Annotated in this window: 13 protein-coding genes; 6 read left to right on the forward strand and 7 right to left on the reverse strand. The window is 69.8% G+C overall.

The genetic code is table 11. The features are described 5' to 3' along the window. Window positions 1-91: 91 nt before the first annotated feature. Window positions 92-415 (reverse strand): hypothetical protein, encoded by a 324-nt coding sequence (locus tag ABZX10_RS20915; RefSeq protein WP_355544557.1) that lies wholly within the window; start codon window positions 413-415, stop codon window positions 92-94. Between the two features lie 483 nt (window positions 416-898). Here ABZX10_RS20915 and ABZX10_RS20920 point away from each other — a divergent pair, with 483 nt between their 5' ends. Further along, window positions 899-2,407, forward strand: coding sequence for a glyceraldehyde-3-phosphate dehydrogenase (locus tag ABZX10_RS20920; RefSeq protein WP_355544560.1), 1,509 nt, complete (start codon window positions 899-901; stop codon window positions 2,405-2,407). A gap of 85 nt (window positions 2,408-2,492) precedes the next feature. On the opposite strand, the gene ABZX10_RS20925 is transcribed toward ABZX10_RS20920, so the two are convergent. Together ABZX10_RS20925 and ABZX10_RS20930 are read right to left on the reverse strand one after the other, a co-directional pair. Continuing rightward, window positions 2,493-3,500 (reverse strand): DUF5685 family protein, encoded by a 1,008-nt coding sequence (locus tag ABZX10_RS20925; protein ID WP_355544563.1) that lies wholly within the window; start codon window positions 3,498-3,500, stop codon window positions 2,493-2,495. 58 nt (window positions 3,501-3,558) lie between these two features. Next, window positions 3,559-4,101, reverse strand: coding sequence for an Imm51 family immunity protein (locus ABZX10_RS20930; protein ID WP_355544566.1), 543 nt, complete (start codon window positions 4,099-4,101; stop codon window positions 3,559-3,561). Window positions 4,102-4,283: 182 nt separating this feature from the next. On the opposite strand from ABZX10_RS20930, the gene ABZX10_RS20935 reads away from it, so the two are divergent. Further along, entirely contained in the window at window positions 4,284-4,733 is a 450-nt protein-coding gene (locus ABZX10_RS20935; RefSeq protein ID WP_355544569.1) for a hypothetical protein, read from the forward strand. 84 nt (window positions 4,734-4,817) lie between these two features. On the opposite strand, the gene ABZX10_RS20940 is transcribed toward ABZX10_RS20935, so the two are convergent. Next, the gene (locus ABZX10_RS20940) at window positions 4,818-7,394 is read right to left on the reverse strand and encodes a LuxR C-terminal-related transcriptional regulator (protein WP_355544572.1); all 2,577 of its coding nucleotides are present in this window, start codon (window positions 7,392-7,394) and stop codon (window positions 4,818-4,820) included. Between the two features lie 147 nt (window positions 7,395-7,541). Here ABZX10_RS20940 and ABZX10_RS20945 point away from each other — a divergent pair, with 147 nt between their 5' ends. Continuing rightward, complete coding sequence (locus ABZX10_RS20945; protein WP_068572557.1) at window positions 7,542-7,904, forward strand: hypothetical protein; 363 nt, start codon at window positions 7,542-7,544, stop codon at window positions 7,902-7,904. Between the two features lie 67 nt (window positions 7,905-7,971). Beyond that, entirely contained in the window at window positions 7,972-9,393 is a 1,422-nt protein-coding gene (locus ABZX10_RS20950; RefSeq protein ID WP_355544577.1) for a cytochrome P450, read from the forward strand. On the opposite strand, the gene ABZX10_RS20955 is transcribed toward ABZX10_RS20950, so the two are convergent. Both ABZX10_RS20955 and ABZX10_RS20960 read right to left on the reverse strand, forming a co-directional pair. Beyond that, window positions 9,390-10,133 (reverse strand): YggS family pyridoxal phosphate-dependent enzyme, encoded by a 744-nt coding sequence (locus tag ABZX10_RS20955; protein ID WP_355544580.1) that lies wholly within the window; start codon window positions 10,131-10,133, stop codon window positions 9,390-9,392. The two genes, ABZX10_RS20950 and ABZX10_RS20955, sit on opposite strands and share 4 nt — an antisense overlap. A gap of 48 nt (window positions 10,134-10,181) precedes the next feature. Continuing rightward, entirely contained in the window at window positions 10,182-11,792 is a 1,611-nt protein-coding gene (locus tag ABZX10_RS20960) for a bifunctional NAD(P)/FAD-dependent oxidoreductase/class I SAM-dependent methyltransferase (protein ID WP_355544583.1), read from the reverse strand. A 68-nt stretch (window positions 11,793-11,860) separates the two neighbouring features. Between ABZX10_RS20960 and ABZX10_RS20965 the strand changes: the two genes are divergently transcribed. Together ABZX10_RS20965 and ABZX10_RS20970 are read left to right on the forward strand one after the other, a co-directional pair. Next, window positions 11,861-12,427 carry an XRE family transcriptional regulator gene (locus tag ABZX10_RS20965; RefSeq protein WP_355544586.1) on the forward strand — a complete coding sequence of 189 codons (567 nt, stop codon included), beginning with the start codon at window positions 11,861-11,863 and terminating at the stop codon, window positions 12,425-12,427. A gap of 45 nt (window positions 12,428-12,472) precedes the next feature. Beyond that, the gene (locus tag ABZX10_RS20970; RefSeq protein WP_068572888.1) at window positions 12,473-12,715 is read left to right on the forward strand and encodes a hypothetical protein; all 243 of its coding nucleotides are present in this window, start codon (window positions 12,473-12,475) and stop codon (window positions 12,713-12,715) included. 12 nt (window positions 12,716-12,727) lie between these two features. Here the strand turns inward: ABZX10_RS20970 and dnaG are convergent, their stop codons facing one another. Further along, window positions 12,728-14,653, reverse strand: a complete 1,926-nt coding sequence (gene dnaG, locus ABZX10_RS20975; RefSeq protein WP_355544590.1) for a DNA primase — start codon at window positions 14,651-14,653, stop codon at window positions 12,728-12,730. Window positions 14,654-14,655 lie beyond the last annotated feature (2 nt).

Genomic DNA, 14,655 nt, shown 5'->3' on the forward strand with positions numbered 1-14,655 from the left:
GGAACCCACGCTCACATCCGTTCGTGTGGGTCAAAACCGCGGAGGACATCCTCGCCAAGATCGACCGGAAGAAGACTTCAGCCACGCGCCACTAGTAGTCGGATAGCCGGCTGAATCGAACCTCGGAGCCCGACTCGGGAGTGCTGCGGTCAGGGCGGCATTCAAAGGTCGTGACGCTGAACCCACCGCCGAAGAAGGAGAACTCGACCATGTTGTCTCTCCTCTCCGTGTGGTAAATCTTCTGGCTGCCGATACGACGGTCTCCGTGCTCGTAGAACGCGGCGCGCGGATCAGCCAGGATCGCTTTCGCAGCTTCGGTGAGATGAGGCTCGTCGTACGCCCACCGCGCCTTGTGCGGCAGCCCCGTGAACGCCGCGGCCAGTCCGAGCAGCCCGACGACCGGGATGATCAGCAAAGTGCCAGGCGAAGCGTCTACGCCGCATCACCCAGGTGACGAGGTAACCGAACCAGATGGCGATGAGAGCAAGTCCGCCGAAAATCGCGCCGAGCCACCACGTCAGATCGGCTCCGATGGTCTGCCCCCACAGCCACGCGAGCACCTCGATCACGACGAGTACCGCGAGCACCCCACCGAAGATGCCGAGCGGAGTCACTCCCCGCCGTCGACCCTGCACGACGTCCGTTTCCATGAAGCGACAATAGACATTGACGTACTGCACCTTGCTCATTGCTGGACAACGGCGCTGGCGTCACGATCGACACGCCCGACGACGAGCAGTCGCGCACCGTCGAACACGTCAAGAGTGCACCAGCAGAACGCACCTGGGCACCGTCGGGCACGAGGACGCGAGCCGACCGCTTCACGACCCGACAATCACCTCCCCCACCATCGCCCCACTGACCCACCGGACGCGCGGTGACATGCATAATGTGGAGCGTGACGCAACAGCTGGATTCGGATTCCCCTTCGTACGACGCCAACGCCCGCGGCGCGTACGACAGCCACCGCGACGCCTGGGTGGCGCGCGAGGAGCAGGCCGAGCGCCTGATCCCGATCATCGGTCGCCTGTACCGGCAGTTCGGCGTGGTGTCGTCGATCCACGGGCACCGTCTGATCAACCTCTCCACCTCCGCGGTGATCTCGGCGCACGAGCGCGCCGAGGAGCTGGGCCACCAGGCCCTCACCCTGGAGCAGACGGAGAAAGTGCTGCGCGGCCTGCTCGCGATCGAGCCCGAACCGGCGTCCATCGACATCGCGCGGCTGGCGAAGCTGGCGGGCGACCTCGACACCGACGAGGCGATCCAGGAGCTGCTCCGCGCCGAGATCGCCAAGCGCAACGTCCCCGTGCACGGCGAGGACGGCGGCGCCGACGTCGTGCTGTACGGCTTCGGCCGCATCGGCCGCCTGCTGGCCCGCATCCTGATCAGCCACGCCGGCAACGGCCACGGCCTGCGCCTGCGCGCCATCGTCGTGCGCCGCAGCGTCAAGAACGACCTCGAGAAGCGCGCCAGCCTGCTGGCCCGCGACTCGGTGCACGGCCCGTTCGCCGGCTCGGTCTCGATCGACGCCGAGAACGACGTGATCATCGCCAACGGCACCCGGATCCAGGTCATCTACTCGGACGATCCGGCGACCATCGATTACACCGCGTACGGCATCAAGGACGCGCTGATCGTCGACAACACCGGCCGCTGGCGCGACGAGGAGGGCCTCGGCCAGCACCTCAAGAGCACCGGCGCCGCCCGCGTGCTGCTCACCGCGCCCGGCAAGGCGCCGCTGAAGAACATCGTGCACGGCATCAACGACAGCACGATCGAGGACATCGACACGATCCTCTCGGCCGCCTCCTGCACCACGAACGCGATCACCCCCGTGCTCGCGGCCCTCGACGAGGCGTACGGCATCCAGCGCGGCCACGTCGAGACCGTACACTCGTTCACCAACGATCAGAACCTGATCGACAACCTCCACAAGGGCGACCGCCGCGGCCGCTCGGCGGTGCTGAACATGGTGATCACCGAGACCGGTGCGGCCAAGGCCGTCTCGAAGGCACTGCCGCAGCTCGAGGGCAAGCTCACCGGGTCGAGCATCCGCGTCCCCACCCCCGACGTGTCGCTGGCGATCCTCAACATCACCCTCGAGAAGCCCACCACCAAGGACGAGGTCAACGACTACCTCCGCCGGGTGTCGCTGCACTCGAAGGTGCGCCAGCAGATCGACTACATCGAGTCGCCCGAGGTCGTGTCGAGCGACTTCGTCGGCTCGCACCGCGCCGGCATCGTCGACGGTCTCGCGACCATCGCCGACGGCAAGGACCTCGTGCTCTACGTCTGGTACGACAACGAGTACGGCTACTCCTGCCAGGTGGTCCGCGTGCTCGAGCGCATGTCCGGCGTGCACCCGGTGGTCATCCCGGCCCGCGCCGACGTCCGCGTCGAGGCCTGACAACCGGACCCGATAGGCCAAGGCCCCCAGTAGAACCCGTCACCGCCCCGGTGGAAGCTCCCGCTTCCACCGGGGCGGAGTCGTCTCACGAGCAGTCGCAGCAGCACCCGTCGCCGCAGCAGCAGTCGCCATCGCAGCAGCAGTCACCGTCGCAACAGCAGTCCCCCGCGTTCTCACCCGCGCCCGCCGACTGCCGGCCCTCCTTCTTCTTCGCCTTCTTGTCCAGCGACACGCCGTTGGCCGCGAGCACCGTCGCCATCGCGGTCAGTAGCAGCGGCCGGACCAGTCGATCGTCGCGCATCCGTACCCGACCCAACCGGTCGATCACGATGCCCTGCAACACCTTCAGGCGATCGACCGCCTGCTCGACGGTCGTGCCCGTCGCATCGAGCGGGTTGTAGTCGCCCCGGGCTCGATCCCGTGGAAGGTCCTCCACGGCATCGGCGAGGTGCGCGAACTCCCCGTAGGCGCGTCCCAGTTCGGACAGGGGAACGACGTTCTCCGGGCGTCCGGCCAGCGTCGCCGACGCGGCGAACATCTCCCCCACGGCCTGCGCGGTCGGCGCCGTCACGTCGGCCAGCGAGGTCGCCCGGGCCTCGATCCGCGCCTGGTCCGCCAGGCCGCGCAGCGAATCCGACACACACGCGGCCTCCGCGACCGCAGCGTCCGCCACCGCGCCTCCGGCCAGCCGCCGCTCGGCTCTCCGAACGAGGCCGACGGTACGCCGCCCCACCACCGACGTCCTCCCCGCGAGGCCGAACTCCTGCTCCGCGACCCGGTCACCCAGCTTGGCGGCGGCCAACGTCAACGAGGCCGTACTCGCCAGCCGCACACCGAGTTCCGACGGCGCGATCACCTCGGCGCCCCGCATGCCCCGCAGTACGCACGGTCCGGCCGACCGGGTGGACGCGGGAACGCCCTGCTGCGCCTCGACCAGCGCGGACAGCATCGCCGCATCCGTATTGGTCGCCGCGCGGGCGGGCTGCCCGCCGGTTTCCCTCAGCTTCAGGCACAGCCCGCACAGGTGAGCGCGCCAGCGGGCGCGCAGCTCCGGCTCGAGGTGGGCGACACACGGGCGTACGAGTCCGAGCACGGGCGGTCTCCGATCAGTGGCTACAACCGGGTCAGTACCACCCATTGTGCTGCAATGGTCAGTCGTCGAACTCGAATCCGTCGGCCTCGGCGGCGGCGACCACCTCGCGGAGCCGAGCGGGATCGTTGACCACCGGCGCCAGCTTCGCCCCGAGCAGCACGAGCACATCGCGGTCGTCGGCCCGGGCGCAGAACATGCCGGACTCGCTGTCCAGGCTCACCCGCTCCACGAGCTGCGGCGCCACGCGCTCGGCGACGCCCTGCCAGAAGTAGCCGTTCGGCTCGTGCCCCGACTCGACCACGGCACCGTCGGACGGGGTTCCCCCGGCCACGAGCAGGAGCGAGTGCGCGCCGGGCGAGGTCTCGAGCAGCGTGAGCGGGGCGATCCGGGTGGCGTCGCCGCCCGAGCGCAGCTCGAGGAGCTTGCGCACGCCGCGCCACGCCATCAGGACGGCGAAGGCCCCGATCAGGATCGCCGGATAGCGCAGCCACGGATTCAGCGGCTCCAACAGCCAGAACAGCACGCCGAGGGCCACGATCACGGCGACGAACTCCACGATGTCCCAGGGGGTGAACTGGCGATCCTCGTCGTCGGTCAGCACGTCCCGAACACTACCGAGCCGCTGCGCTCGGACGCCCGGCGGCCATACCGTCGGCGCGTGTGCCGTACCTGACCTCCGCGAGCACACAGCCGACGGAAATCGAGTAGCCCGGTACTCGCGAGTTCTCACCGTTCACGGGTCATCGTGGGATCACCACCGAACAACACGCGACAGGAGTCACCATGACCACCAACCAGATTCGTTCCGCGATTGCGGCAGCATGCCTGACCCCCGCGATACTGCTGGCCGGATCGGGCGTCAGCTCCGCTCTCCCCGGTCCGATCACGACCGAACTCAAGAGCACCCTTCGCTACACGCTGACCGCCAAGGGATTCCCCGCGTCGATCATCAATATCAGCTACATCGGCGACGACGGCCGAGTCGTCGACGAGAACAAGGTCTTCGTCGGCGCGGGGTACAGCTGGACGCGTACGGCACGGGCGCCGATCGGCACCTACCCCACACTGAAGGTGTCCGTCGAGAGTGCCGGCCTCGCAGGAATCGCACTCTCGTGCACTGCGACCAGCACGCCGATCCTGAATCTGGCCAACACCCCTAAGCCGATCGTGAGGTCGGCAACGATCGAGTTCGCCGGCGGCTTCTCCCAGGCCGTCGCGAAGACCTGCGGCTGACCTCCCCGTCGCCGGCCGGCACCCCGCGTCGGGGCACCGGTCGTCGTCGGCGCGCCTACCGACTCGACGACGCGACGCGATCCATCACAGAAATGTACGCAAGGCGGATCGATCGGAGACTCCGGCCTTCGCGAAGATCCGGTACAGATGTCCCTCGACGGTGCGCACGGACACGCCCAACTCACGCGCGATGTCCTTGTTGCTCAGGCCCGCCACGACCAGCGCGGTCACGTCTTCCTCCCGCGTTGTGAGCGTGAGGGTGCGCCTGGCCGCGCGCACCGCCGGCGTGCTCTGCCCGGTTGCGGCTACGAGGCGGTTGAGCCGAGCGCGATGCGAATCGGCCTCGGGCGCGTCCGACTCCATGACGGCGTGCGCCGCAGCGTCCGCTGCCGCGCAGAGCAGTCCCAAGGTCTCGAACGCGTCCGCCGCATCCCGGAGCCGACTCGATGCGTGTCCCGCCAGACCGCGCGCGTGCAGGAGGACGGCCCCGCTGTAGCGACTGCGCAGTCGCCGGTCCAATACCGCAAGTCGGTCCGCGAGATTTCGATCCCCCAACCGCACGGCGAGGTGCAGCGCCAGCACCTCACCTGCGTACGACTGCTGGGACCGGTAGACGGCAGCGGCGCGCATCGCCACATCGCGCGCTCCCGTGATGTTGCCGCGCGCCGCCGCGACGAACGCGCGGGTGAGCTCGAGCGAGGGCTGATAACAGACAAGGTTGGGCAGTACCGCTGCTTCGACGAGTTCGCACGCGGCACCCGCCGCCTCGGCGTCTCCGCGCTCGAATTCGGCGGACGCCAGGATGTGAGCCGCGAGCAGGTGCCACCCCGAATGGACGGGCTGCGCCAGCGACATGCGCAGCAGCCGCACCGCATCGTCGAGCTCGCCGCGCGCCAATGACACTCGTCCTTCCAGCATGTCGACGATGGCTTCGGCCGACGGCTCGCCGCCCGCACGGATCCGCCACCTCGCGATGACCGTGTCGGCCTCGTCCAGGGAGCCCTCGAGCACGTCCCCGAAAACCTGCCCCACGGCGATGTTGAACTGCACCAGACCCGTCGCCGACTGCGCGGCGAAGCCCTCCCCGCGCTTGACCACTGCTCGGAGCGACGCCGATTCCCCCGCCAGGCCGAAGTAGATCGCCGCGGTTCCCGCCAGGCTCACGGCCGCCTCAGGGAGGCCGTTCGGGGCCGCTAGCAGCCTGGGGGCGGCCTCGGCGAGCGACGATCCGTCGCCGAGGAAGAAACGCATCTGCGCCTCGATCCCCTCGATCACGTCCAGAACGGGCGGCAGGGTGGCGATCGACCGGGCGCCGTCGAGCACCTTGAGCGCCGAGTCGGGGCGGGCCTCGTTCCAGTACAGACTCACCACCCGCAGGACTGCGACCCGGATCGCGAGCAACTCCCCGAGGTCCTGCTCGACGTACGGTGCCATCAGGGCCTCGACGTCGCCGCCGCGCCCCTGCCAGGTCAGCGCATCACCCAGGACCAGCGCTGCGGACACACCGCCTCCGTTCGCCACAGCCCACCTCGCGAGTTCCTCGCCGACCTCGAGTGCCGCCATCGCCGTCGCCCGACCGGCGGCGGTGCAGACCTGCTCGAGGTCGACGGGAAGGTCGGACTGGATCCGCAGCCGCGCGGCGCGCACGAGCGTCCGGGCGTCGGGCGCGGCACCGCCGGGGCCCCGTCGTCCCAATTGCTCGGCGAGCCGGCCCCGCAACGATCGCGCGCGAGTCACGCCGGTCCGTGCCCGGACGACGTCGCCGAGGAGCGGATGTTCGACACGAACGACGTGTCCGGAGCCCGCTGAATCGATGATCACCAGCCTGCGGGATTCCAGCTCCGCCATGGCGGCGGTGCCTCCCGCGGCGACGACCGCATCGAGGGCCAGTTCCTCTGCGAGCGCGATCATGGCGAGCGTATCGGACGCTTCGGCGGACAGCCCCGTCAGCCGCTGAGCGAACAGTTCCGCGAGATCGGATCCCATTTCGAGCGCGCCATCCAAACGCCATGTCCCGTGGTGTGCCACCACCGCTCCCGTATCCATGCAGACCCGGACCAGGTTGCTCACGATGAGGGGAACGCCCTGCGCGTAGCGGTGCAGTGCCTCGACGGCTTCAGGCTCGACACGGCCGCCCAGCAGAGCGCACACGAGCTCCTCACTCTGATCGCGATCGAAGCGCTGCAGCGTGATCCGCCGGAGATGCCCGTCCTTCCACAGCCGCGCGATCGGGTCGGGAAGCTGTTCACCCGCCCTGGCGGTGACGATGACCGGCCCTCGACGGGCGAGGACGTACTGCTGGACGACGATAGCGGTGAGCGCGTCCAGCAGGTGCGCATCGTCGACCACGAGCAATCGGTGCGCCTCGTCGGCGAGCGACCGGTGAGCCGCGGCGAGCAGCCCGATGGGATCCATCTCCGCGCGAACAGCGACGAGGTGCCCCAATGCGCCCAGCGGAATGGCTCGCGTCGACTCCGTGCCGGCCACCCATCGTGCATCGACCGAGGGCGCGAATCTCCGGGCGACGGTGCGCGCGAGCACCGTCTTGCCCGTCCCCGGCTCGCCCACGATCAGCGCGCCGCCGTTGGCCCCGGATACCGCGAGCATTGCCTCGGACGTTTCCACACCCCGCCCGACGATCGCCGACTCCCCCGCATCCACGGCAGAATTCTATATCCGTACTTCGTACGAATCCCCGGTTCCGAGCGCTCGCACCACCGTTTTCGAGTAGCGGACCACTCGTGTGCTCCACGGACTATCGCGCCATTGTTCAAAGCGCACAATCCCTCAACCACTGAAGGAGCCCTCATGACGCTCAATCACAAGGTCACGGCCGCACTACTCGGCATTCTCGGCGCGATTCCGCTGACCTTTCTCGGCAGCGGCGCCAGTTCCGCCGAACCGGCGAACGTCGGATTCGACGAGCCCGTCGCCACCCCCGTCGGCGCGAAGATCTTCGTCCGCAACTGGGGCTACGGCGACGCCGGCTGGTGCACGTACCACTCCCGCCCCAAGGGGGCGAGTTTCGACGACGTGCGGATCGGGTTCCGTCTGCCCTCGGCCGGCCGGTACGACGTCTACGTGTACGGAGCGCGGCCGACGGGCAAGCACTACATCATCGGCGTGGACTGCACCAACGCCGCGCCGCACAGCCGCGAAACGATCTACTGACCGTCCGGAACCGCGGCGCCGGGCGCCACCCGGGCGTACTGTCGAACCGTTCGATGGAGGTACCTCGATGGGCGGGTGGCACCGCAGGGCCGCGAGCGCGGCCAGCGGACTCCGTAGTCTCGGCGCGGACGCCGACGCCGCGGAGCCGCTGAACGAGCCCACCGCGTCACACGGCACCGACCGCGACCCGGCCCCGGTCGGGACCGGGCGGGTCACGCCCCGCACCGTCGGCACACTCTTCCGGCATACCTGGCACCACGCGGACGCCATGTTCGACGATGCCGCTCGGCTCGGCGAGGTGGTTCGGTACAGCTACCCCGCAAACCCGGGCCAGACGGTCGTGATCAGCAATCCAGCGCACGTGCGGGCCCTCCTGACTGCGAACCCCAGGTTCGCCGACACTGCGGCGCGGTTGTATCCGATTCGGCCCGTGGTGGGTCGCAGCTCCGTCCTCACCTCGGTCGGGCCGTGGCATGCGCACCAGCGCGACCTGCTGCTACCACGTTTCCACGGCGTCTCCCTCGCGGGACATCGCGCGGCGCTGGAGACCGCAACCGACAGAGCCCTGTCCACACTTCCGATCGGCACCGCCCGATTGGCACGGATCGCCGAGTCGGTCGCCCTCGACGTGATCCTGACGTCGCTGCTGGGGCCGAGGGAGCAGCTGACCGACGCCGAGACCCACCTGCGCGGCGTCTCCGAGTTCCTCCTGTGGGCATCCGGCCGCCACATCGCCAGGGTCGCCCAGATGGTCAACTCTCCGTGGCGCGACGCCCAGCTACTCAACCGGCCACCGATGTGGCTCTGGCGCCGCAACCTTCGACACGTGATCTCCGAACGCCGCCGCTCGCCGGACCCAGGCGACGACGTCCTCGGACTCCTCTTGCGGGCTCACGCCCCTGACGGTTCCGCCCTGACCGACGCCGAGATCTCCGACGAATTGCTCACGCTGCTCCTGGGCGGACACGAGACCACTGGCAACGCGGTGGCCTGGACATTCGAGCGGCTGACGCGACACCGCCGGGCATATCACGCCGTACGCGACGCCGCATTGGCCGGCGAGGACGATGTCGTGCAATCCGCCGTCCTCGAGTCGCTCCGGAGCCGGCCGGTTGTCCCCTATATCACGCGGGAACTCATGGTGCCGTGGCGATTCGGTGACCACATCGTGCCGGCGGGCACGGTCGCCGAGATCAGCGTGCTGCTGCTCCATCACCGAGATGACCTCTACCCCAGGCCGTTCGCCTTCACCCCGGAGCGATTTCACGACGCTCGACCAGCCCCGTTCACCTTGCTCCCGTTCGGCGGAGGACATCGACGATGCCTCGGCGCCCCGCTCGCGAACGCCGAGATCACCTATCTCGTGCGAGAGATTCTGCGCCGAACCGAGCTCCGCACCCACGATCGCCCAGGCGAGCCCGCACGGCACCGCAATGTCACAATGGTTCCCGCGGCCGGCGCCAGAGTTCAGGTGCTCTCGGTGCGTTAGCGCTCGGCGGGCCAGTAATGGCTGTCGGGCAGCGCGCGCGAGCCGAAGATCGCCTGGCCCACCCGCACGCAGGTCGAGCCCTCCTCGACGGCCAGCTCGTAATCGCCGGACATGCCCATCGAGAGCTCGGTGAACTCGGGCCACTTCTCCAGCGACCGGTCGCGCACCCCGCGCAGCACCCGGAAGCACTCACGCACCCGGGCCTCGTCGGAGGAGAACTCCGCGAGGGTCATGAACCCCCGCACGCGCAGCGATGTGAACGTGGGCAGCGCCTCGAGGAACGCCGGCACCTCGGCGGGCGGCAAGCCGTACTTCTGCTCCTCCGCCGACGTGTTCACCTGCACGTACACGTCGAGTCCCCGGCCCAGGGCCTGCAGCCGACGGTCGAGCGCCTCCGCCACCCGCAGGCTGTCGAGGGCCTGGAACTCCGCGGCGACGGCCGCGACGTCCTTCGCCTTGTTCGTCTGCAGGTGTCCGATCACCGACCACGACACGTCGAGGTCCGCCATCTCGGCGCTCTTGCGCTTGGCCTCCTGCGGCTTGTTCTCGCCCAGCTCCCGGCAGCCCGCCGCGACAGCGAGGCGCAGCCGCTCCTGGGGCACCGTCTTGCTGACGGGCAGCAGTCGCACGTCCGACGGTGACCGCCCCGCCCGGACCGCAGCCGCGTCGATGCGGCGCAGGACCTCCGCGATGTTCGCCTCGAACGCTTCGACGGTCTGCGGGGGCGGGTACGAGCTCATGGGTCGAGCCTATCGGCCGGTCGCTGCGACCGTCTCGCGCGCCGAGGCTCAGCCCGCGCGCCGGGCGCGCAGCACGTGATCGTCGACGTGCCGGCCCGCGGACGCCGCCCCGGGCGGACGAGTGCGCGTGTCGTTGATCTCGATGGTCCAGGCGGGATCGGCATCGAGCTCCGCCACGATGTCGTCGATACCGACGTAGGCGTCCGGATCGAACGGCACGTGCCCGTGCCGGTGTGCACGCATCGCGTCGGGATCGTGGCTGAGGACGATCAGCGTTCCGCCGGGCGCGACGGCACCGAGCATGCTGCGCACCCCGCGCCCATCGGGGGTCCGCGGGATCGACGCGTACGCGGCCGTCACGAGGTCGAACGCACCCGCGGCTCCAGGCTCTTCCACGAGAAACGGATCGCGCGCGTTGGCATCGGCCAGCCGGCACGTGACGGGCAGATCGCGACGCCGCGCCTCGGCGCCGATGCGGTCCAGCGCCTGGGACGAGATATCGGTCGCGGTCACGTCCCAGCCCTGTTCGGCGAGCCAGAGCGCATCGCCTCCTTCTCCGGCCCCGACGTCGAGCGCCCTGCCGACGGGCAGGCCTGTGGCCTCGACGACCAACGAGCCGTTCGGATTCCCACTCCAGATCGCGTCACCGCCGTAGCGGTGGTCCCAGTCCGTCGCGGAGCCGGACGGGCGCGCCGCGGCGTGCAGGTCCTCGGTCGCGAGGCCGATCGCCACCGCGCCGCCGACCCGAGCGCCGTGCGCGGCCGCGGAGAGCACCTGCTGACCGGGTTCGGTGATGCTTCCCACTGCGTACACCCCGTCGATCGCGGTGGCGCCCATCGGATCGACCTCGATCACCTCGCCCATACCGCTCGCGTGCGCCGAAGCCTGCACACCGATGCCGGCGACGGGGCCGGATCGCGGATGAAAGCGCGTTCCCACCAGCATGGCGTCCGCGTCCACGCGGGTGCCGTCGGCGAGTTCGACGCCGGCGAAACCGCCGCCAGCGGCGACGATCACCCGCCGCGCCGTCGCGGCGAGACGGACGTCGATCCCGGCGCTGCGAAGGGCCTGCAGCTCCGCGTCGGTGATCTCGACTCCATCGGCGATCACCACGGTGAGCCGGTCGCTCAGTTGCCGCATCAGCGGGACCGCGTGCAGCTCCATCGGGTGGGTGACCAGCTGGACGAGGCGCTGGTCCCGGACCTCGAAGCCGTGGCAGAACGGGCAGTGGAAGACCGCGCGGCCCCACTGCTCCTCCAACCCCTCGACCTCGGGCAGCTCGTCGGACAGTCCCGTCGCGACGACGATGCGGCGCGCCACGATCTCGGTGCCCTCGGCGAGTTCGACCGCGAACGCACCGGCCGCACCGGTCACCCGCGTCACCCGGCCGGAGAGCACTTCGACGCCGTACCCGCGCACCTCCGCGCGCCCCGCCGCGAGGAGCTCCGCGGGATCGGTGCCGTCGCGGCCGAGGAAGCTGTGCATGTGCTCGGCTCGCGCGTTGCGCGGCTCTCCGGAGTCGACCACGATCACCGACCGGCGCTGACGCCCGAGTTGGAGCGCGGCGGCGAGCCCGGCCGCGGAACCGCCGATGACGGCGACATCGCAATGGCGGACGAACGAGGGCGCGGATTCCGTGGCGGCGTGGTGTTCACTCATGCCTTCGACCGTAGATCTCTCCTGCGGAATATGCCATGCTTCTTGCACAATCAGCAAAGGAGGTCGGTGTGAGCCAACTCAGCACGATCGAAGCCGTCGTCCGGGCCCGCCTGCGCAGCCTGCGCACCACGCTCGGCCTGTCCCTGGACGAGCTCGCCGCGCGGACGAACCTCAGCCCGTCCACGATCAGCCGGATCGAGACCGGCAAGCGCGCGATCAGCCTGGACGTGTTGCTTCCGCTGGCCACGGGGCTGAACGTCGGGCTGGATGCGCTGTTGGACACCAGTGACGACGCGGACGTGGTCATCCGCCCCGTACCGAGCCGGTCCACGGGCAGGACGATGTGGGCGCTCAGCAAGCCCGGCGGTAGCACGCAAGCGCTGAAGGCGCTGATCGAGCCGACCGCCGCCCGACCGCGCCAGCAGGTGCACCCCGGGCACGACTGGCTGTTCGTGCTCAGCGGAGAACTCCTCCTGCTCCTCGGCGACCGCGAGATCACCGTCGCCGCCGGGGAAGCGGCCGAGTTCGCCACGATGACCCCGCACGCCTTCGCCGCGATCGGCGGCCCCACCGAGATCCTCATGATCTTCGATCGCGACGGTCAGCGCGCGCACGTGCACAGTGAGGACGACTGACAGCACCGCCCGCGGATGCCGGCCCGCGGCCGGTACAGTGGCCTCATGATCCGACTGGTTATCGCCGCAGGTGCGGGCTACGTGCTGGGCACCAAGGCCGGGCGCCGCCGGTACGAGCAGATCAACCGCACCGCGAAGGCCATCGCCACCAGCCCGGCCACGAAGAAGGCCGTGGAGATCGGGCGCCGCAAGCTCGCCGAGCAGCTCAACCCCGATCCGAAGATGCGCACCATGCGCGAGATCGACGCGCAGACGGTGATCTACTCCCCCAAGACCGACCTGGACTGACCGCGCCGAACGTCAGAAGCCCGAGTCGCCCACGGCCATCTTGAGCAGGCTCTGCCGGTAGCTCTCGAGCGCCACCAGGTCGCCGAACAGGCGGTTGTAGTCACCGTCGGCCCCCGGCGACATGCGCCGCAGCTTGGACTTGAGGTCGGCCACCTGGGCACCGACCCACACCTCCTGCAGCCGCGCCATCACAGACTCGACGTACCGCGGCGACGGGTCGCCGGCCACCTGCAGGGGCTCCACCGCCAGTTCGGTGACCAGCGGTTCCAGCACCGGGCCGTCGACGGTGCGCACCACGGTGTCGACCCACTCCGGGCCGCCGAGGCCCGCGGCGATCCCGCCCGCGGCCTCGATCGCCAGCCGCACCGCGCGGTACGCGGGGTCGGTGAACATGTCGTCGGACAGAGCGTCGAACACCATGCCCGCCAGCGCGGGCACCTGCAGCGCGGCCTTGAGCACCTCGCGCTGCACCCAGAGCACCGGGTCGCTCGGGTCCGGGCGCTGCGGCCCCGTCGGGCGGGATGCCGGGGCCTCGGGGACCGCCTCCCGGACCCGGTTGTTCGACGGTGCCGGCGCCCCCGGCCCGGGACGTCCCTCGCCGCGGCGGATGCGCGCGGACTCCTCGCGCACGCGGCGCAGCACCTGTGTGACGTCGTCCCAGCCGACCCACCCGGCCAGCTGGCGGGCGTACTCGTCCCGCAGCGCCATGTCCTTGATCCGGGCGACGACGGGCACCGAACGGCGCAACGCGTGGACCCGCCCCTCGGCGGTATCGAGGTCGAACTCCGTGATCAGCGTCTTCACCGCGAACTCGAACATCGGCACGCGCTGGGCGATGAGGTCGCGGACCGCCTCGTCGCCGCGGCGCTGCCGCAGCTCGCACGGGTCCATCCCGTCGGGGGCGACGGCCACGAAGGTCTGCCCGGCGATCTTCTGGTCGCCGTCGAAGGCCTTCATCGCGGCGGCCCGGCCCGCCTCGTCGCCGTCGAAGGTGTAGATGACCTCACCCCGGAAGTAGCTGTCGTCCATCATGAGCCGCCGCACGAGCGAGACGTGGTCCTCACCGAACGCGGTACCGCAGGACGCGACGGCGGTCTCCACGCCGGCGGAGTGCATCGCCATGACGTCGGTGTAGCCCTCGACGACCACCACCTGATGCCCCTTGGCGATGTGCTTCTTCGCGTGATCGAGCCCGAACAGCACCTGGGACTTCTTGTAGAGCATGGTCTCCGGCGTGTTCATGTACTTGCCGAGATTGTCGTCATCGAACAGCTTGCGCGCGCCGAACCCGATCACGTCACCGCCGAGGTTGCGGATCGGCCACAGCAACCGGCGGTGGAACCGGTCGATCGGGCCGCGCTGCCCCTGCTTGGACAGCCCCGCGGCCTCGAGTTCCTTGACGTCGAAGCCCTGGCGCAGCAGCGCCTTCGTCATCGTGTCCCAGCCCGACGGTGCGTACCCGCAGCCGTAGAACCGCGCGTCCTCCTCGGTGAACTCGCGCTCGGCCAAGTAGGCGCGCGCGATCTCCGCCTCGGGCGTGCGCAGCTGCTCGGCGTAGAACTTCTGCGCGGCCGTGTTCGCGGCCACGAGGCGCATGCGGGTGCCGCGGTCCTGCTTCGGACCGGGGCCGCCGCCCTCGTAGCTGATCTGGATGCCGACCTTGTCGGCCAGCTGTTCGACCGCCTCCACGAACGGGACGTGCTCGATCTTCTGCAGGAACGAGATGACATCCCCGCCCTCGCCGCAGCCGAAGCAGTGGAAGAAGCCCTGCGTGGGCCGCACGTGGAAGCTGGGGGTCTTCTCGTCGTGGAACGGGCACAGGCCCTTCATCGATCCCACCCCGGCGGGGCGCAGCGCCACGTACTCGCCGACGACGTCCTCGATGCGCGCACGGTCGCGGATCGCCGCGATGTCACGCTCCGGGATTCTGCCGACCACGA

The organism is Tsukamurella sp. NPDC003166, assembly GCF_040611135.1.
Lineage (GTDB): Bacteria > Actinomycetota > Actinomycetes > Mycobacteriales > Mycobacteriaceae > Tsukamurella.